Here is a 26,851-nt window from a genome sequence, read left to right as displayed (position 1 = left end):
CGGCGGTTCAGTCCCGCGCCAACTCCGCCTCGGCCGCCGCCAGCGCCGCGAACTCCTCCTCCGGCGCCTTCGCCACCAGCCGCTTGCGGCTGTACAGGCAGAAGTACGCGACGGCCACGGCGTACACCACCAGCGCGATGCACGCCGCCGTGACGTCCACCAGGAACGTGGCCACCAGCGCCGCGCAGGCCAGCACCAGGGCCACCGAGGAGGTGAGCACCCCGCCCGGCGTGCGGTACGGCCGCGGCAGCTCCGGCTCGCGGCGGCGCAGCACGATGTGGGACAGGGACATCAGCGCGTAGGAGATGGTCGCGCCGAACACCGCGACGTTCAGCATCCGCGCCCCGTCGCCCGTCACCGCCGCCAGCAGGAAACCGATCGTGCCGGGCACCAGCAGGCCCAGGTAGGGGGCCTTGCGACGGCTGGTCAGGGACAGGAAGCGCGGCAGGTAGCCCGCCCGGGACAGGGCGAACAGCTGGCGCGAGCCCGCGTAGATCAGGGAGAAGAAGGAAGCCACCAGGCCGGCCAGGCCCGCATAGTTGACGATCCGGCTGAGGGTCGTCGCCTCGCCGTCCGGCTGCAGCGCCTCCACCAGCGGGTTGCCCGCCTCCTGCACGGCCGCCGAGCCGCGCGCACCGGCCGCGGCGAAGAACGTGACCACCGCGAGCACCACCAGGATGCCCATCGACCAGCGGATCGCCTTCGGCAGTGTGCGGGCCGGCTCCCTGGTCTCCTCGGCGGCCAGCGGCACCCCCTCGACGCCCAGGAAGAACCACATGCCGAAGGGGAACGCCGCCCAGATGCCGAGCAGCCCGAAGGGAAGCCAGGAACTCGACCCGGCGGCGGAGGGGTCGGCCGGAATGTCGTCCAGCGAGCCGAAGGAGAAGTCGGGCAGCGCGGCCAGCGCGAACACGATCAGGGCGGCCACCGCGACGCCGGTGACCACGAAACTGAAGCGCAGCGCCTCACCCACACCCCACAGGTGGATGCCGAGGAAGATCACGAAGCAGGCCAGGTACACCGGCCAGCCGGACTCCAGGCCGAACAGGCCCAGCGACTCGACGTAGTCGCCGATGAAGATGACGATGGCGGCGGGCGCGAGGACGTACTCGATGAGGATCGCCGTACCGGTCAGGAAGCCGCCCCAGGGGCCCAGCGCCCGGCGGGCGAAGCCGTAGCCGCCGCCCGCCGTCGGCAGGATCGAGGACAGCTCGGCGAGGGCGAAGACCATGCAGGCGTACATGGTGCCCATGAGCACCATGGCGATGGCGAGACCGCCGAAGCCGCCCTCCGCGAGGCCGAAGTTCCAGCCCGAGTAGTCGCCGGAGACGACGTAGGCGACGCCGAGACCGGTCAGCAGCACCCAGCCGGCGCTGCCCCGGCGCAGCGCTCTGCGTTCCAGGTAGTCGTCGCCCTCCGGGGCGGGCGTCGGAGTGGATTCCTGGGACATGGGCTGTCTCCCCACGGGCGGTGGCGAACACGGGCGGACGGGCTGCGCTCAATGGAATGAGCCCATACCTTTGCGGTGCCGAACGGGGAAGGCAAGACCCGTGCGTGAATCGCCCGTAAATCCTCGCGGCTCCCCGGCACGTCCCGGCTCAGCCCAGGAAGCCCCTCAGCAGCGCCGCCGTGCCCCCGCAGTGCTCGCGCATGATCTCCCGCGCCTGGTCGGCGTCGCCCTCGATCACGGCCTCCACCAGCGCCGTGTGCTGGCGCTGCGAGTGATCCAGGTTGCGCACCAGCAGCGGGATGCAGTCCAGCAGGTCGTTGACCTGCGCGCGCACGGCCGCGTACTGCGCGGTGAGCGTGGGGGAGCCGGACAGCTCGGCGAGGGTCAGGTGCAGCAGCGTGTCCAGGCGCCGGTAGTCCGTGAGCGGCGCGTCGTGCGTGCGGGTCAGCGCCTCGCGCAGCCGCTCGACCTGCTGGCCGGTCAGTCCGTGTGCCGCGCACAGCCCGGCCGCGCCCACCTCCAGCACCTCGCGGAAGCGCAGCACGTCCTCCAGATCGACCTCGGCGATCCGGCGCCGCAGCTCGTCCTCGCCCCCGGCGTCCGGGCGCGGCAGCACGAACGTGCCGCCGTACCGGCCGCGCCGCGATTCGACCAGGCCCTGGTCCTGGAGGACCTTCAGCACCTCGCGCAGCGTCACCCGGCTGATCCCCAGGCGCTCGGCCAGCTCCCGCTCGGCCGGCAGCCGCTCCCCGCCCGGCACCAGGCCCAGCCGCACCACCTGGAGGATCTGCTCCAGGGCCTCCTCGAAACCGTTGCCCGCGCGGACCGGCCGCAGCACCGGCGTCAGCCCGTCCCGCCCCCCGGCGCCGCCGTCTTCCTCCGGCATGTGGCCGTACCCCCTTCCCAAGCAATGGTTCTCCGCAATACCTTATGGCTCCCGGCGGACCCAAGGAGCCAAGGAGGCCCTCCCGTGGCAGACCGCACACCCCCGCTGAGCGTCGAGGAGCTGCACGCCCTCGTCGCGGGCGGTGAGATCGACACTGTCGTCCTGGCCTTCCCCGACATGCAAGGGCGGCTCCAGGGCAAGCGGTTCGCCGCGCGCTTCTTCCTCGACGAGGTCCTGCGCAACGGCACCGAGGGCTGCAACTACCTGCTCGCCGTCGACACCGAGATGAACACCGTCGACGGCTACGCGATGTCCTCCTGGGAGAGCGGCTACGGCGACTTCGCCATGGTGCCCGACCCGGCCACCCTGCGCCGCGTCCCCTGGAACGCGGGCACGGCCATGCTCCACGCCGACCTCGCCTGGCACGACGGCTCACCCGTCGTCGCCGCGCCCCGCCAGATCCTGCGCCGCCAGCTGGAGCGCCTGGCCGACCTGGGCTACACCGCCCAGGTCGGCACCGAGCTGGAGTTCATCGTCTTCAAGGACACCTACGAACAGGCCTGGGACGCCGGCTACAAGGGCCTGACCCCGGCCAACCAGTACAACATCGACTACTCGGTCCTCGGCACCGGCCGCATCGAGCCCCTGCTGCGCCGCATCCGCAACGAGATGGCGGGTGCCGGCCTGACCGTCGAGTCCGCCAAGGGCGAGTGCAACCCCGGCCAGCACGAGATCGCCTTCCGCTACGACGAGGCCCTGGTCACCTGCGACCAGCACACCGTCTACAAGACCGGCGCCAAGGAGATCGCCGCCCAGGAGGGCATGTCGATCACCTTCATGGCCAAGTACAACGAGCGCGAGGGCAACTCCTGCCACATCCACCTCTCGCTCGCCGACGCCGACGGCGGCAACGCCATGGCGGGGGACGGCGAAGACGGCATGTCGGACGTCATGCGGCACTTCCTCGCCGGCCAGCTCGCCGCCCTGCGCGAGTTCTCCCTGCTCTACGCCCCCAACATCAACTCCTACAAGCGGTTCCAGCCCGGCTCCTTCGCCCCGACCGCCGTCGCCTGGGGCCACGACAACCGCACCTGCGCGTTGCGCGTCGTCGGCCACGGCCGCTCCCTGCGCTTCGAGAACCGCCTCCCCGGCGGAGACGTCAACCCCTACCTCGCCGTCGCCGGACTGGTCGCGGCCGGCCTGCACGGCATCGAGCACAAGCTCGACCTGCCCGACGCCTGCTCCGGCAACGCCTACGCCGCCGGTCTCGACCACGTGCCCACCACCCTGCGGGAGGCCGCCGAGCTGTGGGAGCACAGCACCGTCGCCCGGGCCGCCTTCGGCGACGAGGTCGTCGACCACTACCGCAACATGGCGCGCGTCGAACTGGACGCCTTCGACGCCGCGGTGACCGACTGGGAGCTGCGCCGCTCCTTCGAACGCCTGTGAGGCCCCCGTTGTCTTCCGAGCACCTGCTGGACGTACTGAACCCCGCGACCGAGGAGGTCGTCGCCACCGTCACCGGGGCGGGCCCGGCCGACGTCGACGACGCCGTGACCCGCGCCGAGCGGGCGCACCGCACCTGGGCCGCCCTCGCCCCCGGCGACCGCGCCCGGCTGCTGCGCCGCTTCGCCACCACCGTCGACGAGCACCTGGAGGAACTGGCCGGGCTGGAGGTCCGCGAGGCCGGGCACCTGATCGGCAACGCCCGCTGGGAGGCCGGCAACGTCCGCGACCTGCTGGAGTACGCGGCCGGGGGAGTGGAGCGGCTCACCGGCCGGCAGATCCCGGTGCCCGGCGGACTGGACGTCACGATCCTCGAACCGCTCGGCGTCGTCGGCGTGATCGCCCCCTGGAACTTCCCCCTGCCCATCGCCGCCTGGGGCACCGCCCCGGCGCTCGCGGCCGGCAACGCGGTCCTCCTCAAGCCCGCGGAGACCACCCCGCTCACCGCGCTGCGCCTGGCCGAACTCGCCCTGGAGGCCGGGCTCCCCGAGCACCTGTTCCAGGTCCTGCCGGGCCGCGGCGACATCACCGGCGACGCGCTGGTCCGGCACCCCGGAGTCGCCAAGATCGTCTTCACGGGCTCCACCCGCACCGGCACGCGCGTCGCCGCACTCGCCGCCGAGCAGGTCAAGCCGGTCACCCTCGAACTCGGCGGCAAGAGCCCCAACATCGTCTTCGCCGACGCCGACCTCCCGACCGCCGTCGACCCCTTCTCCTTCCTCGACAACTCCGGCCAGGACTGCTGCGCCCGCACCCGCGTCCTCGTCCAGGAGTCCGTGTACGACGAGGTCCGCGCGCTGCTCGCCGACGCCCTGGCTGCCGTGGTGGTGGGCGACCCGGCCGACGAGAAGACGCAGATGGGCCCGCTGATCTCCCGGCAGCAGCTCGACCGCGTCCGCGGGTTCGTGCCCGACGACGCCCCGGCCCTGCGCGGCGGCGCCCCCGAGGGACCCGGCTTCTGGTTCCCGCCGACCGTCCTCACCGGGGAGCGGCCCGACTCGCCCGCGGCACGCGAGGAGATCTTCGGCCCCGTCGCCGTCCTGCTCCCCTTCACGGACGAGGAGGACGCGATCCGCCTCGCCAACGACACCCCCTACGGCCTGTCCGGCTCCATCTGGACCCGCGACGTCGGCCGTGCCCTGCGCGTCTCCCGGGCCGTGCGCGCCGGCAACCTGTCCGTCAACTCCCACGCCAGCGTCCGCTACTGGACCCCGTTCGGCGGCTACAAGCAGTCCGGTGTCGGCCGCGAACTCGGCCCCGACGCCCTGGCCGCCTTCACCGAGACCAAGAACGTCTTCATCAGCACGGAGGGCCCCGCACAGTGACTGCCCAGGAAAGCATCTGCCGCCGTCTGGTCGGCCGCACCGCCGTCGTCACCGGAGCCGGCAGCGGCATCGGACTCGCCGCCGCCCGCCGGCTCGCCTCCGAAGGCGCGCACGTCGTCTGCGGCGACGTCGACGAGACCCGCGGCAAGGCCGCCGCCGAGGAGGTCGGCGGCACCTTCGCGAAGGTCGACGTGACCGACCCCGAGGAGGTCGAGGCCCTGTTCAGGACCGCCTACGACACCTACGGCAGCGTCGACGTCGCCTTCAACAACGCCGGCATCTCCCCGCCCGACGACGACTCCATCCTGGACACCGGCCTGGAGGCCTGGAAGCGCGTCCAGGAGGTCAACCTCACCTCCGTCTACCTGTGCTGCAAGGCCGCCATCCCCTACATGCGGCGCCAGGGCAAGGGCTCGATCATCAACACGGCGTCCTTCGTGGCCCGGATGGGCGCCGCCACCTCGCAGATCTCCTACACGGCCTCCAAGGGCGGCGTCCTCGCCATGTCCCGGGAACTGGGCGTGCAGTTCGCCCGGGAGGGCATCCGCGTCAACGCCCTGTGCCCCGGGCCGGTCAACACCCCGCTGCTGCAGGAGCTGTTCGCCAAGGACCCCGAGCGTGCCGCCAGGCGCCTGGTGCACATCCCGCTGGGCCGGTTCGCCGAGGCCGAGGAGATCGCCGCCGCCGTGGCCTTCCTCGCCAGCGACGACTCCTCCTTCGTCAACGCCACCGACTTCCTGGTCGACGGCGGCATCTCGGGGGCGTACGTCACACCGCTGTAGGGGGTGCCCACGCGGGCCGGGCGGCGGCCTACAGTGCCGGGATGAGCATGACGCCCCCGCCCGGCTGGTACCCCGACCCGCACCCGCCCCACCACGAGCGCTGGTGGGACGGCGCGGCCTGGACCGAGCACCGCCGCGCACCCGGGGCCCCGACCGTGGCGGTGTCCCCGCCCCCGGGCGGCGGCACCGGGCGGGGGCGGACCGTCGCCCTCGTCGCGACCGTGGCCGTGCTGGTCGCGGCGATCGTCACCGGAGCCGTGGTCCTCGGCACCGGCGACGACGAAGCCGGCCCCAGGACCGCCCCCGCGGTGTCCGGGCCGACCGCGCCCGGACCGTCCGAACCGGCGCGGGAGTCCTCCTCCCCGCCGGCCACCGGCGACCCTTTCGCCGTGGAGGACCAGCTCAACGGCATCACCTTCCCCCTCCTCGACGGCTGGGTCCGCCCCGAGCACGTCGCCGAGGACGACGTCGTCATGACGACCGACGGCACCTACGACTGTCCCGGCGACGGCGGCGTCTGCCGCCACGGCCTGGTCGTGTCCCGCACGGTGACCGCGAACGAAGAGACGTCCCCCGAGGCCCTCGCCAAGGGCGACATCGCCGACGCGGCCGAGGACGCCTTCGACCACGACGCGCTCGACCGCGAGCCCTACGGCGGCATGGAGTCCCACGAGACCGTCGCCTCCGGGCCGGTCGCGGTGGCGGGCCGCGCCGGGTACTACGTGCGCTGGCGCGTGCACACCGCGAAGGGCCCGGGCGGCTACGTCCAGTCGCTCGTCTTCCCGTCGAGCGTCGGCACCGAGTCGCCGGTCCTCGTCCGGTACGTCTTCGACGCCGGCGACGACGGACCGCCGCTCGCCGACATGGACCGCATCACCAAGGGCATCCGCCCGGTCGGCGACGCGGGCAGCGGCGGCGTCGGCAGCAGCATCGGCCCGTCCGGCTGACGCCCGGCCGCGCGGTCGCTACAGAAACGTGCGGCCCTCGCCGCGGTAGGTGGGCACGGTCGCCGTCACCGCGTCCCCCTCGATCAGGTGCAGCGCGTCGAACCGCTCGCACAGCTCCCCGGCCTTGGCGTGCCGGAACCACACCTTGTCGCCGATCAGCAGATCGTCCGCGGGGGAACCGAGCAGCGGCGTCTGCACCTCGCCCGCCTGCTCCTGCGGGTCGTAGCGCAGCCCCTCGGGCAGATAGGGCACCGGTGACCGGTCGGGCCCGGCCGCGCCCGACGCGGGATACCCGCCGCCGAGCACCGTCACCACCCCCACCCCCGGGCGCCGCACCACGGGCTGGGCGAACAGCGCCGCCGGACGGCCGCGGAACGAGGTGTAGTTGTCGAACAGGCGCGGCACGTACAGCCCCGACCCCGCCGCGATCTCCGTCACCGCGTCCTCGGCCGCCGTGTGCTGCACCGACCCGGTGCCCCCGCCGTTGACGAACTCCAGCCCCGGCACGACGGCCCGCACCGCACGCACCACCTCCGCGCGGCGCACGGCCAGTTCGCGCCTGGCGGCCGACTGCATCAGCCGGATCGCCCGCGAGCGCAGCGGACGCCCGGCCACCGCGTCCCCGACCCCGGCGACGTGCCCCTCGTACGCCATGATCCCCACGACCTCGAACCCCGGCCGCCGGGCCACCGCGCGGGCCGTCTCGGCGACCTCGGCGGGGGAGTGCAGCGGCGAACGCCGCGCCCCGACCCGCACGCGCCCCCCGAGAAGCCGCAGCGAGGTGTCCAACTCCAGGCACACGCGGACCACTTCGCGCCCGCCGCCGCGCGAGGCGTCGATCAGGTCGAGCTGCGCGACGTCGTCGACCATGACGGTCACGGCCGCGGCCAGCTTCGGATCACCGGCGAGTTCCGCGAACGCGGCCCGGTCGGCGGACGGGTAGGCCAGCAGCACGTCGTCGAACCCGGACCGCGCCAGCCACAGCGACTCGGCCAGGGTGAACGACATGATCCCCGCGAAGCCCTCCCGGGCCAGGACGCGTTCCAGCAGCGCCCGGCACCGCACGGACTTGCTGGCCACGCGGATGGGCTTGCCCCCGGCGCGGCGGACGAGATCGTCGGCGTTGGCGTCGAACGCCTCCAGGTCCACGATCGCGAGAGGGGCGTCGAGATGGGCGGTGGCCCGGTCGTAACGGGCCCGGTCGGCGGCGCGCGCAGTCATGAACGCAGCCTGCCAGACGGGATTACCGCAGGGTAGGGGGACGTTCCGGGCAGATGCCCCGGCCTCGCGGACTGGTTCCCGCCCGCCCGGCGACAAGCCGTAGAGTGACGCGCACGTACGGCGGAACCGGGCCGGCCGGGGATCCGCGCCGGGATGACGCTCCGTCCGTACGGGTAGGTGTGCCCGGGGCGGCCGCGTCCGCGCCGGGCCTCGGGCAGGACGACACCGGCCCGCGGGAGCGAGACAGCGGCCCGGGCACGAGGAAACGGGGGGTGCATGAGCACGGAAGCGCAGCGCGCCTCCTTCCCCCCGCGCCCCACGACCCCACCCCGCCAGCCCCACCCCCCGGCCCCGTCGCGATCCCCCGCACCGGACACCGCTCCGCCCGGCACGACCCCGCCGGACGACACCCCGGCCCTCCACCGGCCGTCCTGGGCGACGCGCGCAAGCTCCTCGGACACGAGCGGCGCGCCGGCCGCGCGCCCGGGCCGCGGCGATGCGGCGGCCGCGGCGGGTTCGCCGCCTCCGCCCCCCGCCTCCGCGCGCTTTCCCGACTCACCTCCCGGTGCCGGTCGCGGTACCCGGCCCGGACAGGTCCCGCCGCGACCGGGGCGCCTTCCCGAGCCGGACCGTACGGACTCCCCGGGGGCGTCCGGGACGGCGGGGCGCCCGGACGCCTCGGCCGTCCCGGGCGGTCGGGAGACGGGCGGGCGGCCGTTCCGGCTCGCGCCGCCCGCCCGGCCCGACGCCCCCGCGGGAGCCCCTGTGGAGACCCCCGCGCGCCCGTTCCGCCTCCCCGCGCCCCGCCGCGCCGGCACCCCCGGCGCGGCCGCCTCCGAAACCACCGCGCGCCTGCGCCCTCTCCCCGGGCAACCGCGGTCACCCCGCCGCGACGAGGCCGTACCGGCATCCGCTGCCGTCCCACCACGCCCCGCGCAGGATCCGCGTCCGGGCGCCCGCACCCCCGCGTCCGCCCCGCCGCGCCCGGCCCACGAGCCGCAGCAGGGTCCCCGGACCACGGAATCGGCCGCCGCGCGCCCCGCCCGCGAGCCGCTGCACCCGGGTCCCCGGACCACGGGAACGGACCCGTCGCGTCCCGCCCACGCGTCGTATGCCGGTCCCCGCACCGCTGCCGGCGCCGCGTCGCGCCCGGCGCGCGCGCCGCGTTCCGGCACCCGTACACCCACCGGCACCCCGCCGTACCCCGCCCAGGATCCGCACCTCGCCCCCGGAGACCGGCCCGCCCCCGACCCCGCCCTGTCCTTCAGCGCCCCTCTCACCCCCGGCGGCGCACCCGGGGCCACGCGGCCCGTCGTGTCGTTCGGGCAGCCCGAGGGGTACGACGGGGACGCGCGGCCCCGGCCGTTGCGCCGGCGCGGGGCGTCGCAGGCCGCCGCAGCCGCCGTGTGCCTCGTCCTGGGGCTCGGTCTCATCTCCGGCGCGGCCACCGGCAGCTGGCTCGTCGGGGACTCCGACGCGGCCGGCTCGCGCAGCGCCTTCGGCGCGGCCGCCGGTCTGTGGCACAACGTGCCCGTCGACCGGCTGTTCCCACCGACCGTGCGGGGCCGCGGCGCCGGTCCCGGCGGAGCCGACCGCTCCTGGACCCGCGTCGCCGTCGCCCCGGACAGCGGCTGCGAGGACGCCTTCGACCCCCTGCTGCGCAAGGCCCTGGCCCCCGCCGGCTGCGAACGCCTCCTGCGCGCCACCTACGCCGACGCCACCGAGAGCCACGTGACCACCGTCGGGCTGCTGTTCACCACGGCCGACGCCGCGGGCATGACCGCTCTCGCGAACCGTTTCCGCAAGGAGCGCCTGGACCGCCGCAGCGACCTCATGCCCCTGCCGTACGCGGCGAAGGGCACCCCCGCCGCCGGTTTCGGCGCCGCCCAGCGCGCGTCCTGGACCGTCTCCGTGCTGACCGAGGCGCCGGTCGTCGTGTACGCCGTCTCCGGCTGGGCCGACGGCCGCACCGTCGAGGACCCGCAGCCCGCCGAGGACGCCATGGCGGCCGACGCCGGCACCGCCGCGGGCCAGGCCGGGCTCGGCCACGAGGCGCAGGGGCTCGCCGACCGCGTCGAACGCGACCTGCGCAGGAACGCCCGCTCGGCCACGGAGCAGCCGTCGTGACGGACCCGACCCGGCAGCCGACGGGTACCGCCCCCGTCCCCCGGGCGGCCCGGCACCGCCGCGCCGCGGCCCTCGGCGCCCTGCTCACCGCGGCCCTGGTCCTCCTGCCCGCGGCCACGGCGCACGCCGACGGCATCCGTGCCCAGCAGTGGGCCCTGGAGGCCATGCGCACCGACGAGGCCTGGCGGACCACCAAGGGCGAGGGCGTCACCGTCGCCGTCCTGGACACCGGCGTCGACGCCGACCACCCCGACCTGGCCGGCAACGTCCTCACCGGCGAGGACCTGGTCGGCTTCGGCGCGAAGCCCGGCGACCGTGCCTGGGCCCGGCACGGCACCGCCATGGCCGGGATCATCGCCGGCCACGGACACGGACCCGGCAACACCGACGGCGTCCTCGGCATCGCCCCCGAGGCGAAGATCCTCCCCGTCCGCGTGATCCTGGAGGACGGGGACCCCTCCCGCGCCAAGGCCCGCACCACCCGGGGCAACGCCCTCGCCGAGGGCATCCGCTGGGCCGCCGACCACGGCGCCGACGTCATCAACCTCTCCCTGGGCGACGACTCCGCCTCCGCACACCCCGAACCCACCGAGGACCAGGCCATCCAGTACGCCCTGGACAAGGGCGTGGTGGTCGTCGCCTCCGCCGGCAACGGCGGCGAGAAGGGCGACCACATCTCCTACCCGGCCGCCTATCCGGGCGTCATCGCCGCCACCGCCGTGGACCGCGCGGGGACCCGCGCCTCGTTCTCCACCCGCCGCTGGTACGCCACCGTCAGCGCCCCCGGTGTCGACGTCGTCATCGCCGACCCGGACCGCAAGTACTACGAGGGCTGGGGCACCAGCGCCGCCGCCGCCTTCGTCTCCGGCGCCGCCGCCCTGGTCAGGGCGGCCCACCCGGACCTGACCCCCGCCCAGGTCAAGTCGGTGCTGGAGAAGACCGCCCGCAACGCCCCGGCGGGCGGCCGCGACGACTCGCGCGGCTTCGGCTTCATCGACCCGGCCGCCGCCATCAGCGCCGCGGCCCGGCTGAAACCCGAGGGCCTGCGCGCGGCCTCGTACGGCGAGAAGTACTTCGGCGACGGACCGGACGCCGAGGCACCGGGCGTCGCCACCGCCGCCTGGGCCGGTCCCCTCGCGGGCGGCACGGGGGGCGTCCTCCTGGTCGCGGCGGTCGTGCTGTGGCGCGGCCGGCGCACGGGCCGCGCGGAGCGCTGATCCGCCGCGAACGGCACGCCGTCCGGCCGATAGGCTCGACGACCGTGGCGAACAAGAACATCCCCGACCCCGGCTTCTCCGACGACGACGGCTCCGCCGACCCCCGGCTGAGCGCGGCCCTGGCCGCCTGGTCCGAGGACCGCACCGCCGTCGGGCCCGTGCTGGAGGCCCTCGGGGGCGCCCGGCTGCTGGTGCCCGTCGTGGCCGTGCTCGGCGAGGCCGAGGAGGACGAGAACGGGCTGCGCCGCGAGAAGACCAGCGACATGGCCGTCCCGACCCTCAAGGCCGGCGACCGCACCGCCCTGCCCGCCTTCACCTCCACGGACTCCCTCGCCCGTTGGGACCCCGCCGCCCGGCCCGTCGCCGTCCCCCTGCACCAGGCCCTGCAGGCCGCCGCGCACGAGAAGGCGGACACGGTCGTGCTCGACCTCGCCGGGCCCGTGCCGTTCGAGCTGACCGGCTCCGCGCTGCTGGCCCTCGCCGAGGGCCGCGCCACGGCCGACCCGCTCGCCGATCCGGCCGTCGTCGGCGCCGTGCGCGAGGCCGTGGCCGCCGAGCCGGCCGTGCTGCGCGCCCACCTCGGCCCCGGGCAGGCCGACGGCACCCTGGCCCTGGTCCTGGACCCGTCCGCGGTCCCCGCCGAAGCCGCCCGCGCCGTCGCCGGGCGCCTGGCCGCCGACGAAACGCTGAGGGCCCGCCTGGTGCGCGGCCTCGACCTGGCACTCCTGCCGGCCGAGGCGACGCCCCCGGGCGAGCCCCTCTTCGTACGCTGAGCGACGTGTGCCGAGCGACCCGCTAGCCGTAGACCGGGCCCGTGTACTTCTCACCCGGGCCCTGGCCCGGCTCGTCCGGGACGAGCGAGGCCTCCCGGAACGCCAGCTGCAGCGACTTCAGGCCGTCGCGCAGGGGCGCCGCGTGGAAGGAGCTGATCTCGGTCGCGGTGGCGTCCAGCAGACCGGCCAGGGCGTGCACCAGCTTGCGGGCCTCGTCCAGGTCCTTGTGCTTCTCGCCCTCCTCGGTCAGACCGAGCTTGACGGCCGCGGCGCTCATCAGGTTGACGGCGACCGTCACGATCACCTCGACCGCCGGGACCTCGGCGATGTCGCGGGCCATGGCGTCGAAGTCGGGGGACTCAGGAGGGGTCTCACTCATGCCCCACACGATAGGCGCACCACCGGGGCGTGCCGCACCAGGGCCCGGGCGCCTGAATTAGCCGTTCCTGGCCATTGCTGGTAACCTCGTGTAACGACCGGTCGGACCCGCATGCCTCACGGCCCGCGAGCCCGGCCCACAAGTGGAGGCTTTCGAACTCCCACCCGACCGCCCCCGAGGCGGCGGGTCACCGGTCAGACGGCCCCGTCCCTGCGGCGGCGATCCGTCCGAAAGCGCGCCCCGCGGATCCCGCGGCGGTGCTCCGGTAGTTCGAGGAGCCCCGCCTGGGAATCGTCCGGGGCATTTTTTGTGCTTCGGCGCGGTTAGGTCTGTCGAAAAGAGACGTTACGCGGCCGTCCGCCAGACCGTCGCGTGGTGCTACCGAGGAGGATCCATCAGCGCCGAGCCCCGCATCAACGACCGGATTCGCGTTCCCGAGGTGCGACTTGTCGGTCCCAGTGGCGAGCAGGTGGGCATCGTCCCCCTGGCCAAGGCACTGGAGCTTGCGCAGGAGTACGACCTGGACCTGGTCGAGGTCGCGGCGAACGCCCGTCCGCCCGTGTGCAAGCTCATGGACTACGGGAAGTTCAAGTACGAGTCGGCCATGAAGGCCCGTGAGGCGCGCAAGAACCAGGCGCACACGGTCATCAAGGAGATGAAGCTCCGGCCGAAGATCGACCCGCACGACTATGACACCAAGAAGGGTCACGTCGTCCGGTTCCTCAAGCAGGGCGACAAGGTCAAGATCACGATCATGTTCCGTGGTCGCGAGCAGTCCCGGCCCGAGCTGGGCTACCGACTGCTGCAGCGCCTCGCGGAGGACGTCGCAGACCTCGGGTTCGTCGAGTCGAACCCGAAGCAGGACGGCCGCAACATGATCATGGTCCTCGGTCCGCACAAGAAGAAGACCGAGGCGATGGCCGAGGCTCGTCAGGCGCAGGAAGCCCGCAAGGCGGAAGCGAAGGCCAACCCCGGCAAGTCGCAGAACGCCGCGGACGCCGAGGCGCCGGCCGAGGAGCCCGCCGAGGCGTGACCCCCGGGACGCGAGTCCCAGGAAGCAACCGAAACAAGACGACGCTCCACCGTGCCCGGTTCTCACGACCGGGCACCGGAGCGCCACCGACGAGGAGAGAACGGCGCTATGCCGAAGAACAAGTCGCACAGCGGTGCCAGCAAGCGCTTCAAGATCACCGGCTCCGGCAAGGTGCTGCGCGAGCGCGCCGGCAAGCGCCACCTGCTCGAGCACAAGTCGTCCCGCGTGACGCGTCGCCTCACCGGCAACGCCGAGATGGCCCCGGGCGACGCCGCGAAGATCAAGAAGCTTCTCGGCAAGTGACGCCCGGCGCGTGAGCGCCGCACGTCAGGACCGGGACCCAATCGATTTCGGGCCGTGTGAGGACCCCCATGGCCCCGCTACAAGGAGTTAAGAAGTGGCACGCGTCAAGCGGGCAGTCAACGCCCACAAGAAGCGCCGGGCGATCCTCGAGCAGGCCTCCGGCTACCGCGGTCAGCGTTCGCGCCTGTACCGCAAGGCCAAGGAGCAGGTCACCCACTCGCTGGTCTACAACTACAACGACCGCAAGAAGCGCAAGGGCGACTTCCGTCAGCTGTGGATCCAGCGCATCAACGCCGCTGCCCGCGCCAACGGCATGACCTACAACCGCTTCATCCAGGGTCTGAAGGCCGCGAACGTCGAGGTCGACCGCAAGATCCTGGCCGAGCTGGCCGTCAACGACGCCGGCGCGTTCGCCGCGCTCGTCGAGGTCGCCCAGAAGGCGCTGCCGAGCGACGTCAACGCCCCCAAGGCGGCCTGACGCCGGCTCCGAGCCGATGTGACTGACAGGACCCGCAGGCCGAACGGCCTGCGGGTCCTGCTGTGCAGCTACTGAGAAAGCGAACAGGATGTCCCCTGCCACCCCCGAGCTCATCTCCCCCCGTTCGCCCCGCGTCTCCGCCGCCCGGCGGCTGGCCAAGCGGAACTTCCGGGGGAAGGAGCGGCTGTTCCTCGCGGAGGGGCCGCAGGCGGTGCGGGAGGCGGCCGGGCACCGGGCCCGGGACACGGCCACGCTGGTGGAGCTGTTCACCACGCCGGAGGCCGCCGACCGCTACGCCGACATCGTGGGGGCCGCCCGGGACGCCGGGGCACGGGTGCACCTCGCCTCCGAGCAGGTCATCGCCGACATCTCCACCACCGTCACCCCCCAGGGACTCGTCGGCGTGTGCCGGTTCCTGGACACGCCCTTCGACGAGGTCCTCGCCGCGCGCCCGCGCCTGGTCGCCCTCCTCGCCAACGTCCGCGACCCCGGCAACGCCGGTACCGTCCTGCGCTGCGCCGACGCCGCCGGCGCCGAGGCCGTCGTGCTGACCGACGCCTCCGTCGACGTGTACAACCCCAAGGCCGTCCGCGCCTCCGTCGGCTCCCTGTTCCACCTGCCCGTCGCCGTCGGCGTTCCCGTGGAGCACGCCGTGGAGCGGCTGCGCGCCGCCGGCGTCCGGGTGCTGGCCGCCGACGGGGCCGGTGACCGCGACCTCGACGACGAGCTCGACAAGGGCACCATGGGCGGGCCGACCGCCTGGGTGTTCGGCAACGAGGCCTGGGGCCTGCCGGAGGAGACCCGCAGGCTCACCGACGCCGTGGTGCGCGTCCCGATCCACGGGAAGGCCGAGAGCCTGAACCTCGCCACCGCGGCCGCCGTATGTCTCTATGCGTCGGCACGTGCACAGCGTGCCGCCGGAGGGTGCCGCTCCGTCACCGGGAACCAGTAGGGTGACCAGCTCGGGGACCCCTCTGCGGAGCCTTGGAGGTGGGGTACGGGGATGAGCGTCGGCACGAGCAGCGCACCGGGGGCCCGGGGCGCCGGGGGCCCGCCCGCCGCGCCCCTGCCCTCCGGTGACCCCGGGGGCCTCGGCATCGACCCCGACCACCTGCCCGACGGGCTCGTCGTCGCCGACGAACAGGGCCGCGTCGTCTGCTTCAACGCCGCCGCCGAGCGCATCACCGCCGTACGCGCCCGCGACGTGCTCGGGCAGCCGCTGGAGAAGGCCCTGCCGCTGGAGGACCTCGAAGGCCGGCGCTGGTGGCAGCTGACCGATCCGTACGGCGGACTGGCCATCCGCGTCGGCCAGCCAGAGCGGAACCTGCTGCTGCCCGGCGGGCGCGAGGTCCTGGTCCGCGCGCGCTACGTCCGCACCCGGCCCACAGGCCCCCTGCGGCGCCTGGTGGTCACCCTGCGCGACACCGAGGCCCGCCGCCGCACCGAGCGCAGCCACGCCGAGCTGATCGCCACCGTCGCCCACGAACTGCGCTCCCCGCTGACCTCCGTGAAGGGCTTCACCGCCACCCTGCTCGCCAAGTGGGAACGCTTCACCGACGACCAGAAGCGGCTGATGCTGGAGACCGTCGACGCCGACGCCGACCGCGTCACCCGGCTGATCGCCGAGCTGCTCGACATCTCGCGCATCGACTCCGGCCGCCTGGAGGTGCGCCGCCAGCCCGTCGACATCGGCGCCGCCGTCGGACGCCACATCCAGGCCTACGTCGCCTCCGGCCAGCCCGCCGACCGGTTCCTGCTGCGCGTCCAGCAACCGCTGCCCGACCTGTGGGCCGACCCGGACAAGATCGACCAGGTCCTCAGCAACCTGCTGGAAAACGCCGTGCGGCACGGTGAGGGAACTGTCACGATCGACATCACGGCCACGGTGTCCCCCCGCGAGGACGAGGACACCGGCACGTCGGTCACGGTGAGCGACGAGGGGCCCGGCATCCCGGAGGAGTCCATGAACCGCGTCTTCACCCGCTTCTGGCGGGGCAGCAAGCGCGGTGGCACGGGCCTCGGGCTCTACATCGTCAAGGGCATCGTCGAGGCCCACGGCGGCACGATCACGGTCGGCCGCGCCCCGGGCGCCGGGGCGGAGTTCCGCTTTACGTTGCCCGTGGCGGCTCCGGCGTATCTCGCCTGAGGACCACGGGCGCATTCGTACACCTCCACCCCGTTAGACTCGGCCATTGGCACCTTTGTGTCCCGAAAGCCGTGACGAGCCGTCCACGAGTCGGTGACGGGGACCTTCAGCCAGCCAATCGGAAGCACGGGAAGAGATGTCGGCACCGAATAAGTCGTACGACCCTGTAGAGGTCGAGGCGTTGAAACCGGAAGAGATCGAGCGCATGCGGGACGAGGCGCTCGCCGCCTTCGCCGCCGCGGACTCCCTCGAAGCGCTCCAGAAGGCCAAGGTCGCCCACACCGGCGGCACCTCCCCGCTGGCCCTCGCCAACCGCGAGATCGGCGCCCTGCCCCCGCACGCCAAGGCCGACGCCGGCAAGCGCGTCGGGCAGGCCCGCGGCGCCGTCAACAAGGGGCTCGCCGCCCGCCAGGCCGAGCTGGAGGCGGAGCGGGACGCGCGCGTACTGGTCGAGGAGGCGGTGGACGTCACCCTGCCCCACGATCGCGTCGCCGCCGGTGCCCGCCACCCGCTGACCACGCTGTCGGAGCGCATCGAGGACGTCTTCGTTGCCATGGGCTACGAGGTCGCCGAGGGGCCCGAGGCCGAGGCCGAGTGGTTCAACTTCGACGCCCTCAACATCGGCCCCGACCACCCGGCCCGCGGCGAGCAGGACACCTTCTTCGTGCAGGGCCCGGACGGCGGCCCCGACTCCGGCGTCGTCCTGCGCACCCACACCTCGCCCGTGCAGATCCGCTCGCTGCTCGACCGCGAGCTGCCGGTCTACGTGATCTGCCCCGGCGTCGTGTACCGCACCGACGAGCTGGACGCCACCCACACCCCGGTCTTCCGCCAGGTCGAGCTGCTCGCCGTGGACGAGGGCCTGACGATGGCGGACCTCAAGGGCACGCTGGACCACATGGTCAAGGCCCTGTTCGGCGAGGGCATGAAGACCCGGCTGCGGCCCAACTTCTTCCCCTTCACCGAGCCGTCCGCCGAGATGGACATGGTCTGCTACGTCTGCCGCGGCGCGTCCGTCGGCGACCCGGACCGCCCCTGCCGCACGTGTTCCTCCGAGGGCTGGATCGAGCTCGGCGGCTGCGGCATGGTCAACCCGCGCGTGCTGCGCGCCTGCGGCGTCGACCCCGAGAAGTACAGCGGATTCGCCTTCGGGTTCGGCATCGAACGGATGCTGATGTTCCGCCACAACGTCGAAGACATGCGAGACATGGTCGAGGGTGACGTCCGGTTCACCCGGCCGTTCGGGATGGAGATCTGATGCGGGTCCCGCTTTCCTGGCTGCGGGAGTACGTCGACCTGCCGGCCACCGAGACCGGCCGTGACGTCCAGGCCAAGCTGATCTCGGCGGGCCTGGAGGTCGAGACGGTCGAGCAGCTCGGCCACGACCTCAAGGGCCCCCTGGTGGTCGGCCGGGTGCTGACCATCGAGGAGCTGGAGGGCTTCAAGAAGCCGATCCGCTTCTGCACCGTCGACGTCGGCCGGGCCAACGGCACGGGTGAGCCCCAGGAGATCGTCTGCGGCGCCCGCAACTTCGCCGTCGGCGACAAGGTCGTCGTGGTCCTGCCCGGCGCCACCCTGCCGGGCGGCTTCGCCATCTCCGCGCGCAAGACCTACGGCCGGAACTCGCACGGCATGATCTGCTCCAGCGACGAGCTGGGCATGGGTGACGACGGCACCAAGGGCATCATCGTGCTGCCGCCGGAGACCGAGGTCGGCCGCGACGCCATCGAGCTGCTGGAACTGGTCGACGAGGTCCTCGACATCGCCGTCACCGCCAACCGCGGCGACTGCCTGTCCATCCGCGGCGTCGCCCGCGAGACCGCCATCGCCTACGGTCTGCCGCTGCGCGACCCGGCCCTGATCGACGTGCCCGGGCCGAACGCGTACGGCTACCCGGTGCGCATCTCCGAGCCCACCGGCTGCGACCGCTTCACCGCCCGCACGGTGACCGGCCTCAGCCCCGAGGCGCGCTCGCCGATCTGGCTCCGGCGCAGGCTGCAGAAGGTCGGCATGCGCCCGATCTCGCTCGCCGTCGACGTCACGAACTACGTGATGATGGAGCTGGGCCAGCCGCTGCACGCCTACGACCGCTCCCTGGTACAGGGCACGATCGGGGTGCGCCGGGCCGAGCCGGGCGAGAAGCTCACCACCCTCGACGGCGTCGAGCGCACGCTGGACGCCGAGGACCTGGTGATCACCGACGACCGAGGCCCGATCGGGCTGGCCGGTGTCATGGGCGGTGCCGACACGGAGATCGCCGACCACGACGACGTGCAGAACGCCACCGCCGACGTGGTCATCGAGGCCGCGCACTTCGACGCGGTGTCGATCGCGCGCACCGCCCGCCGCCACAAGCTGTCGTCCGAGGCGTCCCGGCGCTTCGAGCGCGGCGTCGACCCGCAGGCCGCCGCCGCGGCCGCGCAGCGCACCGTCGACCTGCTGGTCCTGCTCGCCGGCGGCACCGCCGAGGCCGGTGTCACCGAGGTCCTCGCCCCGAGCGCCCCGCACACCGTCACCGTCCCCGCCGACCACCCGGACAAGGTCGCCGGAGTCGTCTACGGCCGCGAGACGGTCGTCCGGCGGCTCCAGGAGATCGGCTGCGACGTGTACGGGCAGGACGAGCTCATCGTCACCGTGCCGTCCTGGCGGCCCGACCTCACCGACCCGAACGACCTGGCCGAAGAGGTCATCCGGCTGGAGGGCTACGAGAACCTGCCCTCCACGCTGCCCAAGCCGCCGGCCGGCCTCGGCCTGACGGCCCGGCAGCGGCTGCACCGCCGCGTCGGCAGGGCCCTGGCCGGTGCCGGCTACGTCGAGGCGCTGAACTACCCCTTCGTCAGCGAGCAGGTCTTCGACCAGCTCGGCCTGGAGGCGGACGACCCGGCCCGCCGCGTCGTGAAGCTCAGCAACCCGCTGAACGACGAGGAGCCCGCGCTGCGCACCTCGCTGCTGCCGGGGCTGCTCGCCGCGCTGCGCCGCAACGACGGGCGCGGCTCGCACGACCTCGCCCTGTTCGAGACCGGCCTGGTCTTCCTGCCCGGCGAGGAGCGGCGCACCGCCGCCGTCCTGCCCGTCGACCGCCGTCCGTCCGACGCGGAGCTCGCCGAGCTGAACGCCGCGCTGCCCGAGCAGCCGCGGCACGCAGCCGTGGTCCTCACCGGAGCGCGCGAGCAGGCCGGCTGGTGGGGCAAGGGCCGTCCGGCCGACTGGGCCGACGCGGTGGAGGCGGCCCGGACCGTCGCCCGCGAGGCCGGTGCCGAACTGGTCGTCCGCAAGGGGCAGTACGGGCCCTGGCACCCGGGCCGGTGCGCCGAACTGGCGGTGACCGTGGACGGCGCCGAGCGGGTGGTCGGCCACGCGGGCGAGTTGCACCCCCGCGTCGTGAAGGCGCTGGGCCTGCCCGCGCGCGCCTGCGCGATGGAGATCGACCTCGACGCGGTGCAGGCGGCCGGTGACACCACGGTGGAGGCGCCGAGGATCTCCACGTTCCCCGTGGCCACGCAGGACGTCGCCCTGGTCGTCGACACGGCCGTCCCGGCCGCCGAGGTCGAGGCCGCGCTGCGCGACGGCGCGGGTGAACTCCTGGAGTCCGTCCGGTTGTTCGACGTGTACGAGAACGCCGGGCAGCTCGGTGAGGGCCGCAAGTCGCTCGCCTACGCCCTGCGGTTCCGGGCCGCCGACCGGACGCTGACCGTGGACGAGGCGTCCGCGGCCCGCGACGCGGCCGTCGCCCTCGCGGGTGAGCGTGTGGGGGCCGAACTGCGGAGTTAGCGCCGCACGGCTGTGCGGTGGTGTCGGTCGCGGGTTCGCCGTGGCTGATCGCGCAGTTCCCCGCGCCCCGTCGAAGGGAACCGGTCACCTCACTCGTTTGAGTGGTTGAGCACGGTGATCCCGGCTTTTGGGGCGGACTGTCCCACAGAATCGGACCGGCCTTCTCGGGCCGGTCCGATTCCGTGTGTCAGGGGCCTGATGGGGGGCCGTCGGCATGATCCGCGTCAGGGGCCGGGTGCGTTGCCTCGGACTGCCGGTGGTGTGGGGCGCGGCAGCCGTCACGTACAAGCTCGCCTGTCCGCTCGCCCAGCAGACCGGTCTCCCGGCGCGCATCCTCACCAGCGCCGTCTTCCTCGCGGTCGGCGCCGGGCTGATCCTCCACGCGCGGCGGTCGCTGACGCGTGAGCTGCGGCAGCTCCGCCGGGTCGCGCGGGCCGCGCAGAACGCGCTGCTGCGCCCGCCGCCGTCCCGCGTCGACGGGCTGGACGTCGCCGCAGTCCAGGTGTCGGCCGAACGCGGTGCGGCGATCGGCGGCGACCTGTACGAGATCGCCGCCACCGAGCACGGCGTGAGGGCCGTGATGGGCGACGTCCGCGGGCACGGGATCGGCGCGCTCGGGACCGTCGCCGCCGTGCTCGGCTGCTTCCGCGAGGCCGCGCACGACGAGAAGGACCTGGGCGGTGTGCTGCGCCGGCTGGAGCGCGCCCTGGAGCGGCATCTGCGCCAGGAGCATCCCACCGGCGACCTCGAGGAGTTCGTGACCCTGCTGCTCGTGGAGATCCGGGCCGACGGCGAGATCCTCGCCCTGAACTGCGGCCATCCGTGGCCCTACCGGCTGCGCGGCACCGAGGTGGAGCACCTCGCGGCCGGTGAACCGTACCCGCCCCTGGGGCTGTTCCCGTTGCCCGGCACCGACCTGCCCACCGTCGGCCTGGGGCGGCTGCGCGCCGGCGACGGACTGTTCCTGTACACGGACGGCGCCCAGGACGCGCGGGACGCCCGTGGCCGGTTCTTCCCGCTGCAGGCCGTGCTGGAGAGCGCGGCGCGGGACGAACCGCCGGTCCCGCGTTCGGTCCTCGCCCGCGTCGCCACCGCCCTGCACCACCACACCCGGGGTGAACCGGCCGACGACATCGCCCTGCTGATCCTCACCAACAGCCGGCGCGCACCCCTCGGTGACAGCGGGAACGGCGACCGCGCGTCCACGGCCGGCGACGCGCCCCTGGCACCGCGGTGAGGACGGCGCCGGCGAGGCCGCCCGCCCCGCCACGGAGTGTCGGGCAGGCGGCGGGGCGGGCGGCTCAAGCGGGCCGCCGCACTGTACGAGGGGGAGCCGGCGGCCCGGCCGGCCTCTTTCGAGGCAACTCAGTCAACCGGTCCGCGACGCAGAGCGACAGTGCGCACACGGACCGGATTCGGGTACTCCGTTCACACCCCGTGTGAACCCGGAGCCACTAACCTGACCGCACCGAGCCACACGGGGGGCCCACATGCAGCCCAACACTCTGCTCGACGCGATCCTGGACGAGGCCGGCATCTCCCACGCGGGACTGGCCGCCCACGTCAACCAGGCGGGACGAGCACGCGGACTGACCCTGCGTTACGAGCACACCGCGGTCGCGCGCTGGCTGAAGGGGCAGCGCCCCCGGGGCCAGGTGCCCGACCTCATCTGCGAGGTGCTCGCCGCCCGCCTCCGGCGGCAGGTCACCCTCGACGACATCGGGCTCGGCGTGCCCGGCGAGCCGTCCGCCCCGCACACCGGCTCGCTGTCCGGCTTCGTGGAGCGTGCCACCGCGCTGTGGCGCTCCGACCAGCAGCAACGGCCCCACATCCTGGGCGCGCCCGCCCTCACCGGCACGCCCGCCGTGATGCCGGTGTGGGAGTGGGAGAACCCGCCCGAGGACGTGGACGTCTCACGCGGCGGCCGGCACCGGGTCACCCCCGGCGACCTGGAGATGCTGCGGGCCGCGCGCACGCACTACGAGCAGATGTACCGCAAGGCCGGCGGCATCGCCACGCGCGCCCGGATCGTCGGCTTCCTCAACTCCGAGGCCGCGCCGCTGCTGCGCGGCAGCTACACCGACGAGACGGGCCGTCAACTGCACCGCGCGACCGGGGGCTTGGTGGCGGTCGCCGGCATCTGCGCCTACGACTCCGACGCCCACGGGCTGGCGCAGCGCTACTTCCACCAGGCGCTGCGGCTGGCGAAGGCCAGCGGCGACCGGGGGCTCGGGGCGTACGTCATCGCCCTGCTGGTCAACCAGTCGCTGTTCATGCGGGAGTACCGGCAGGCCGTCGCCTTCGCGGAGGCCGCGCTGCGGGCCGCCGGCAAGCACATCACCCCGGCGCTCGCCTCCGACCTGTACGCGATGCAGGCGAAGGCGTACGCGCACCTGGGCGACGGCACGAGCGCCCTGTCCCGCATCCGGCGGGCCGAGCAGGCGGCCGAGCGCATCCGGCGCGGCTACGAGCCCGACGAGACCGGCTATGTCCAGCCGGGGCTGGTCAACGTCCAGGTGGCGGAGGCACTGCTGAGCCTGGGGGAGATCGCGGCGGCCGGGGAACACGCCGCGGCCGCCGTCGACAACCCGGCGCACGACCGCGGCCGGGTGCACCGGCTGGCCATGCTCAGCACCATCGAGCTGCGCCGGGGCAACGCCGACAAGGCCGTCGCCATCGCCGTGCAGATGGCGGAGCAGGCCAGGGGCATGGAGTCCCAGCGGCTGCGCGACCGGCTGCGCGCGGTACGGGAGCACCTGGCCCGCAGCGGGTGCGCCGGCACGTCCGAGGCGGCCGAACTGATCGACGGGGCGCTGCGCGTGCCGTTGTAGCCCGGGCGGCGGCCGCCCGCGTCGCTCCGAGCCGCTTCCCGTGCGCCTGCTGTAGGACCGTCCCTGCTGCGATATTGCCACTTACTCGACGGAAGGTGGCAGAACCGTGCAGTGGACGAAACACAACGAACGAACTGTGTACTCAAACCGTTGGTTCAGCGTCAATCTCGCGGATGTCGAACTGCCGGACGGCCGGCATCTGGACCACTTCCTCATACGGCTGAGGCCCGTCGCGGTGGCCACGGTCGTCAACGACGCCAACGAGGTGCTGCTGCTGTGGCGGCACCGCTTCATCACCGACACATGGGGGTGGGAGCTCGCGGCGGGCGTGGTCGAGCACGGCGAGGACGTCGCCCGGGCGGCCGCGAGGGAACTGGAGGAGGAGACCGGCTGGCGGCCGGGACCCCTGCGCCACCTCATGAGCGTGGAGCCGTCCAACGGGCTCACCGACGCCCGGCACCACGTGTACTGGGCCGACGAGGGCGAGTACGTCGGGCACCCCGTGGACGACTTCGAGTCGGACCGCCGGGAATGGGTGCCCCTCAAACTCGTCCCCGACATGGTCGCCCGCGGCGAGGTCCCGGCCGCCAACATGGCGGCCGCGTTACTCCTGCTGCACCATCTCAGGCTCGGACACGACACATTGCCATGACCCGCCCCGCTCTAGCGCCCGAACGCCTGCCAGATCGTCACGACGAGGGCACCCACGGAGGTGAGGGCGGCGACCGCCGGCAGCGGCCATCGCGCGTGTTCGAGCGAGTGGATCCGGGTGTTCAGGTCGTCGAGTTCCTTGGCGGTCTCCTCGGTGCGGTGACTGAGCAGAGCCAGCCCGCCCTCGACGCGGGCGTAAGCCACGTCGAGGCGGCGTCGTAACTCTGCGAGTTCTCCTTGGACGACGGGATGCTCGGGATCGACGGTCACGATTCCGCTCCTTTCCGTAGTCGCTTCCCATCCCTTGCATGTGCATGAGGAGTCAACTCCCCTGGTGGGCGCCTGGGGAGAGTGTGCGGAGGGCATATGCGAGCCCGGCGCGCACACGGTGTGTGCATGCCGCGGGCCCGGCACCAAGGGAGGTGCCGGGCCCGTGGGATGGCCGAAATCTGACCGTCCGTAACCGGCCTCGCGGGCGGGACTCCGGAGCGGAAGGCCGGGAGCGCGGATTCAGGAGTAGGTGTAGAAGCCCGAGCCCGTCTTGCGGCCGAGCCGGCCCGCGTCGACCATGCGCTGCAGCAGCGGCGGAGCGGCGTACAGCGGCTCCTTGTACTCCTCGTACATCGACTGCGCGACCGAGGCCACGGTGTCCAGGCCGATGAGGTCGGAGAGCTTGAGCGGGCCCATGGGGTGGGCGCAGCCCATCTCCATGCCGTTGTCGATGTCCTCGCGGCTGGCGATGCCCGTCTCGAACATCCGGATCGCCGAGAGCAGGTACGGGATCAGCAGCGCGTTCACCACGAAGCCGGACCGGTCCTGGGCACGGATCGCGTGCTTGCCGAGCAGCTTCTCGGTGAACAGCTGGGCGCGGCTGATCGTCCCCTCGGAGGTGGTGAGGGCGGGGATCAGCTCGACGAGCTTCTGCACCGGGGCCGGGTTGAAGAAGTGGATGCCGATGACCTGGTCGGGCCGCGAGGTCGCCACCGCCAGCTTCACCAGCGGGATGGAGGAGGTGTTGGAGGCCAAGATGGCGTCCGGCCGGGTCACGACCTGGTCCAGGACCTGGAAGATCTCGGTCTTGACCTGCTCGTTCTCCACGACCGCCTCGATCACCAGGTCACGGTCGGCGAACTCGCCGAGGTCCGTGGTGAAGCTCAGGCGGGCCAGCGTGGCCTCCTGCTCCTCCTCGGTGATCTTGCCGCGCTCGGCTGCCTTGGCCAGGGAGGTGAACAGCCGGGTGCGGCCGATCTCCAGGGCTTCGCCGGTGGTCTCGGCGACCATGACGTCCAGGCCGGCCCGGGCGCACACCTCGGCGATCCCCGCGCCCATCTGACCGCAGCCCACGACTCCGACGCGTGCAATGTCTCCCGCTGGGATGTCCGTCACATCGTCCCTTTCGCTGCTGATCCACGACCGGCAGGCCGGCCGGGTCCCGGCGCCTGCTCCGTTCGTGCACGTTACCGCCAAGTATCGATGATCGATCGCCGGGGGCGGTTCAGGTTCGGGCATGCTGGGCCCGGAGCGATCCGCGACGGTGCGGATCCGCGGCATTTTGGGGCATGCGCATGGGACGAGTCTCACGCAGGGCGTTCGCCGTGGCGGCGCTGTCGGCTTTCACGATGATGCCTCCCGCGTCGGCCGCGTCCGGCCGCAGGGGCGGGGCGCCGGCCATCGAGATGCGCGGGGTGTGGCTCGCCACCGTGGCCAACCGGGACTGGCCCTCCCAGCCCGGCCTCAGCGCCGCGCAGCAGCGCTCCGAGCTGCTCACCCACCTCGACACGGCCGTCCGCAACCGGCTCAACACCGTCTTCTTCCAGGTCCGGCCCACCGCGGACGCCCTGTGGCCTTCGCCGTACGAGCCCTGGTCGCAGTACCTCACCGGCACGCAGGGCAAGGACCCGGGCTGGGACCCGCTGGGCACGGCCGTCGAGGAGGCCCACGCGCGGGGCCTGAAGCTGCACGCCTGGTTCAACCCGTACCGGGTCGCCGCCCACGCCGATCCCGGCCGTCTGGTCGCCTCCCATCCGGCACGGGAGAACCCCGACTGGGTGGTCGCGTACGGCGGGAAGCTCTTCTACAACCCGGGGATGCCGGAGGTCCGCGCGTTCGTGGAGGACGCGATGCTCGACGCGGTGGCCCGGTACCCCGTGGACGGCGTCCACTTCGACGACTACTTCTACCCGTACCCGGTGGCCGGCCAGAACTTCGACGACGACGACGCCTACGAGGAGCACGGCGGCGGTTTCCCGGACCGGGCCGCGTGGCGGCGGGACAACATCGACCGGCTGGTGCGCGAGACGGCGGACCGGGTCAAGGAGCTCCGGCCGGGGACCGCGTTCGGCATCAGTCCCTTCGGTGTGTGGCGCAACGCTTCGACGGATCCGGCGGGTTCGGACACCCGGGCCGGTGTGGAGACCTACGACGACCTGTACGCGGACACCCGCACCTGGGTGCGGGAGGGCTGGATCGACTACATCGTGCCGCAGCTGTACTGGAACATCGGCTTCGCCGCCGCCGACTACGCCAAGCTGGTGCCCTGGTGGGCGGAGGTCGCGCGCGGCAGTTCGACGCAGCTGTACGTGGGGGAGGCGCTGTACAAGGCCGGCGACCCGGCGCAGCCGGCGGCCTGGCAGCAGCCGGCCGAACTGTCCCGGCACCTGACGCTCGCGGCGGAGCACGCGCCGGTGCGCGGGCACGTCTACTTCGCCGCCAGGGACGTGGCGGCCGACCGGATCGGGGCGATGGCGAGGGTGGTGGCCGACCACTACGGGCTGCCGGCCGACCCTCCGCGCTGAGCCGCCGGGTCAGGGGCCGGTGGTGGTCTCCCGGTGCCGGATCTCGGTGTCGGGCCCGGGAGAGCACACTCCCTCGTGCCCGTCCTCGAACCGGACGCGGTACGGGGGGTTGCCCTCGTCGCCGAGGACTTCGACGATCTCGCCGACCTTGTCGTGCTGACCGACCACCCTGCCGTGCTGGACCAGCCGGTCGCCCACGGTTGCGCGCATCGGGACCTCCTCACGAGGTG

Annotated in this window: 25 protein-coding genes; 18 read left to right on the top strand and 7 right to left on the bottom strand. The window is 73.4% G+C overall.

What is annotated here, in order from left to right:
* Positions 1–7: 7 nt before the first annotated feature.
* The gene (gene eat, locus Q5694_RS20010; RefSeq protein ID WP_333934540.1) at positions 8–1,450 is read right to left on the bottom strand and encodes an ethanolamine permease; all 1,443 of its coding nucleotides are present in this window, start codon (positions 1,448–1,450) and stop codon (positions 8–10) included.
* 148 nt (positions 1,451–1,598) lie between these two features.
* Positions 1,599–2,336, bottom strand: coding sequence for a FadR/GntR family transcriptional regulator (locus tag Q5694_RS20005; RefSeq protein ID WP_333934539.1), 738 nt, complete (start codon positions 2,334–2,336; stop codon positions 1,599–1,601).
* 84 nt (positions 2,337–2,420) lie between these two features.
* Between Q5694_RS20005 and Q5694_RS20000 the strand changes: the two genes are divergently transcribed.
* The 4 genes from Q5694_RS20000 to Q5694_RS19985 are packed head-to-tail and all read left to right on the top strand — an operon-like array spanning position 2,421 to position 6,896.
* Entirely contained in the window at positions 2,421–3,785 is a 1,365-nt protein-coding gene (locus tag Q5694_RS20000; protein WP_333934538.1) for a glutamine synthetase family protein, read from the top strand.
* 8 nt (positions 3,786–3,793) lie between these two features.
* On the top strand, positions 3,794–5,167 hold the full coding sequence (locus Q5694_RS19995; protein WP_333934537.1) for an aldehyde dehydrogenase family protein: 1,374 nt from the start codon (positions 3,794–3,796) through the stop codon (positions 5,165–5,167).
* Positions 5,164–5,949 carry a 3-oxoacyl-ACP reductase gene (locus Q5694_RS19990; protein WP_333934536.1) on the top strand — a complete coding sequence of 262 codons (786 nt, stop codon included), beginning with the start codon at positions 5,164–5,166 and terminating at the stop codon, positions 5,947–5,949. Before Q5694_RS19995 ends, Q5694_RS19990 begins: the two co-directional genes overlap by 4 nt.
* 47 nt (positions 5,950–5,996) lie before the next feature.
* A complete protein-coding gene (locus tag Q5694_RS19985; RefSeq protein WP_333934711.1) occupies positions 5,997–6,896 on the top strand; it encodes a DUF2510 domain-containing protein in 900 nt (299 codons plus the stop codon).
* An 18-nt stretch (positions 6,897–6,914) separates the two neighbouring features.
* On the opposite strand, the gene Q5694_RS19980 is transcribed toward Q5694_RS19985, so the two are convergent.
* Positions 6,915–8,117 (bottom strand): amino acid deaminase/aldolase, encoded by a 1,203-nt coding sequence (locus tag Q5694_RS19980; RefSeq protein ID WP_333934535.1) that lies wholly within the window; start codon positions 8,115–8,117, stop codon positions 6,915–6,917.
* Positions 8,118–9,431: 1,314 nt separating this feature from the next.
* Between Q5694_RS19980 and Q5694_RS19975 the strand changes: the two genes are divergently transcribed.
* Genes Q5694_RS19975 through Q5694_RS19965 form a run of 3 tightly spaced genes read left to right on the top strand, consistent with a single transcriptional unit; the run spans position 9,432 to position 12,234 of the window.
* On the top strand, positions 9,432–10,244 hold the full coding sequence (locus tag Q5694_RS19975; RefSeq protein WP_333934534.1) for a hypothetical protein: 813 nt from the start codon (positions 9,432–9,434) through the stop codon (positions 10,242–10,244).
* On the top strand, positions 10,241–11,461 hold the full coding sequence (mycP, locus tag Q5694_RS19970; protein WP_333934533.1) for a type VII secretion-associated serine protease mycosin: 1,221 nt from the start codon (positions 10,241–10,243) through the stop codon (positions 11,459–11,461). The genes Q5694_RS19975 and mycP overlap by 4 nt, the downstream gene beginning before the upstream one ends.
* 44 nt (positions 11,462–11,505) lie before the next feature.
* A complete protein-coding gene (locus Q5694_RS19965) occupies positions 11,506–12,234 on the top strand; it encodes an SseB family protein (RefSeq protein ID WP_333934532.1) in 729 nt (242 codons plus the stop codon).
* 22 nt (positions 12,235–12,256) lie between these two features.
* Here the strand turns inward: Q5694_RS19965 and Q5694_RS19960 are convergent, their stop codons facing one another.
* The gene (locus Q5694_RS19960) at positions 12,257–12,613 is read right to left on the bottom strand and encodes a DUF1844 domain-containing protein (RefSeq protein WP_062925865.1); all 357 of its coding nucleotides are present in this window, start codon (positions 12,611–12,613) and stop codon (positions 12,257–12,259) included.
* A gap of 394 nt (positions 12,614–13,007) precedes the next feature.
* On the opposite strand from Q5694_RS19960, the gene infC reads away from it, so the two are divergent.
* From infC to Q5694_RS19910, 10 genes are all read left to right on the top strand, one after another.
* A complete protein-coding gene (gene infC / locus Q5694_RS19955) occupies positions 13,008–13,646 on the top strand; it encodes a translation initiation factor IF-3 (RefSeq protein WP_333934710.1) in 639 nt (212 codons plus the stop codon).
* A gap of 108 nt (positions 13,647–13,754) precedes the next feature.
* Complete coding sequence (gene rpmI / locus Q5694_RS19950; protein ID WP_003977225.1) at positions 13,755–13,949, top strand: 50S ribosomal protein L35; 195 nt, start codon at positions 13,755–13,757, stop codon at positions 13,947–13,949.
* Between the two features lie 94 nt (positions 13,950–14,043).
* Entirely contained in the window at positions 14,044–14,427 is a 384-nt protein-coding gene (rplT, locus tag Q5694_RS19945) for a 50S ribosomal protein L20 (protein ID WP_003989074.1), read from the top strand.
* Positions 14,428–14,515: 88 nt separating this feature from the next.
* Entirely contained in the window at positions 14,516–15,379 is an 864-nt protein-coding gene (locus Q5694_RS19940) for a TrmH family RNA methyltransferase (protein WP_333934531.1), read from the top strand.
* Positions 15,380–15,430: 51 nt separating this feature from the next.
* On the top strand, positions 15,431–16,573 hold the full coding sequence (locus Q5694_RS19935; protein ID WP_333934530.1) for a sensor histidine kinase: 1,143 nt from the start codon (positions 15,431–15,433) through the stop codon (positions 16,571–16,573).
* A gap of 136 nt (positions 16,574–16,709) precedes the next feature.
* Positions 16,710–17,831 carry a phenylalanine--tRNA ligase subunit alpha gene (pheS, locus tag Q5694_RS19930; RefSeq protein WP_333934529.1) on the top strand — a complete coding sequence of 374 codons (1,122 nt, stop codon included), beginning with the start codon at positions 16,710–16,712 and terminating at the stop codon, positions 17,829–17,831.
* Positions 17,831–20,344 carry a phenylalanine--tRNA ligase subunit beta gene (pheT, locus tag Q5694_RS19925; RefSeq protein ID WP_333934528.1) on the top strand — a complete coding sequence of 838 codons (2,514 nt, stop codon included), beginning with the start codon at positions 17,831–17,833 and terminating at the stop codon, positions 20,342–20,344. Before pheS ends, pheT begins: the two co-directional genes overlap by 1 nt.
* 214 nt (positions 20,345–20,558) lie before the next feature.
* The gene (locus Q5694_RS19920; protein WP_333934527.1) at positions 20,559–21,581 is read left to right on the top strand and encodes a PP2C family protein-serine/threonine phosphatase; all 1,023 of its coding nucleotides are present in this window, start codon (positions 20,559–20,561) and stop codon (positions 21,579–21,581) included.
* Between the two features lie 253 nt (positions 21,582–21,834).
* Positions 21,835–23,175, top strand: coding sequence for a transcriptional regulator (locus Q5694_RS19915; protein WP_333934526.1), 1,341 nt, complete (start codon positions 21,835–21,837; stop codon positions 23,173–23,175).
* 106 nt (positions 23,176–23,281) lie between these two features.
* Complete coding sequence (locus Q5694_RS19910; protein WP_333934525.1) at positions 23,282–23,827, top strand: NUDIX hydrolase; 546 nt, start codon at positions 23,282–23,284, stop codon at positions 23,825–23,827.
* 11 nt (positions 23,828–23,838) lie between these two features.
* Here Q5694_RS19910 and Q5694_RS19905 read toward each other — a convergent pair whose 3' ends face one another.
* Both Q5694_RS19905 and Q5694_RS19900 read right to left on the bottom strand, forming a co-directional pair.
* A complete protein-coding gene (locus Q5694_RS19905) occupies positions 23,839–24,096 on the bottom strand; it encodes a hypothetical protein (RefSeq protein ID WP_333934524.1) in 258 nt (85 codons plus the stop codon).
* A 240-nt stretch (positions 24,097–24,336) separates the two neighbouring features.
* Positions 24,337–25,212 (bottom strand): 3-hydroxybutyryl-CoA dehydrogenase, encoded by an 876-nt coding sequence (locus tag Q5694_RS19900; protein ID WP_333934523.1) that lies wholly within the window; start codon positions 25,210–25,212, stop codon positions 24,337–24,339.
* Between the two features lie 179 nt (positions 25,213–25,391).
* Between Q5694_RS19900 and Q5694_RS19895 the strand changes: the two genes are divergently transcribed.
* Entirely contained in the window at positions 25,392–26,621 is a 1,230-nt protein-coding gene (locus Q5694_RS19895) for a glycoside hydrolase family 10 protein (protein ID WP_443040904.1), read from the top strand.
* A gap of 9 nt (positions 26,622–26,630) precedes the next feature.
* Here Q5694_RS19895 and Q5694_RS19890 read toward each other — a convergent pair whose 3' ends face one another.
* Positions 26,631–26,831 carry a DUF1918 domain-containing protein gene (locus tag Q5694_RS19890; RefSeq protein WP_333934521.1) on the bottom strand — a complete coding sequence of 67 codons (201 nt, stop codon included), beginning with the start codon at positions 26,829–26,831 and terminating at the stop codon, positions 26,631–26,633.
* Positions 26,832–26,851: the final 20 nt, after the last annotated feature.

It is taken from the genome of Streptomyces sp. AHA2 (genome assembly GCF_036857595.1).
GTDB lineage: Bacteria > Actinomycetota > Actinomycetes > Streptomycetales > Streptomycetaceae > Streptomyces.
Note: the sequence above shows the minus strand (reverse complement) of the source record. Positions and strands in the feature narration are given on the sequence as shown.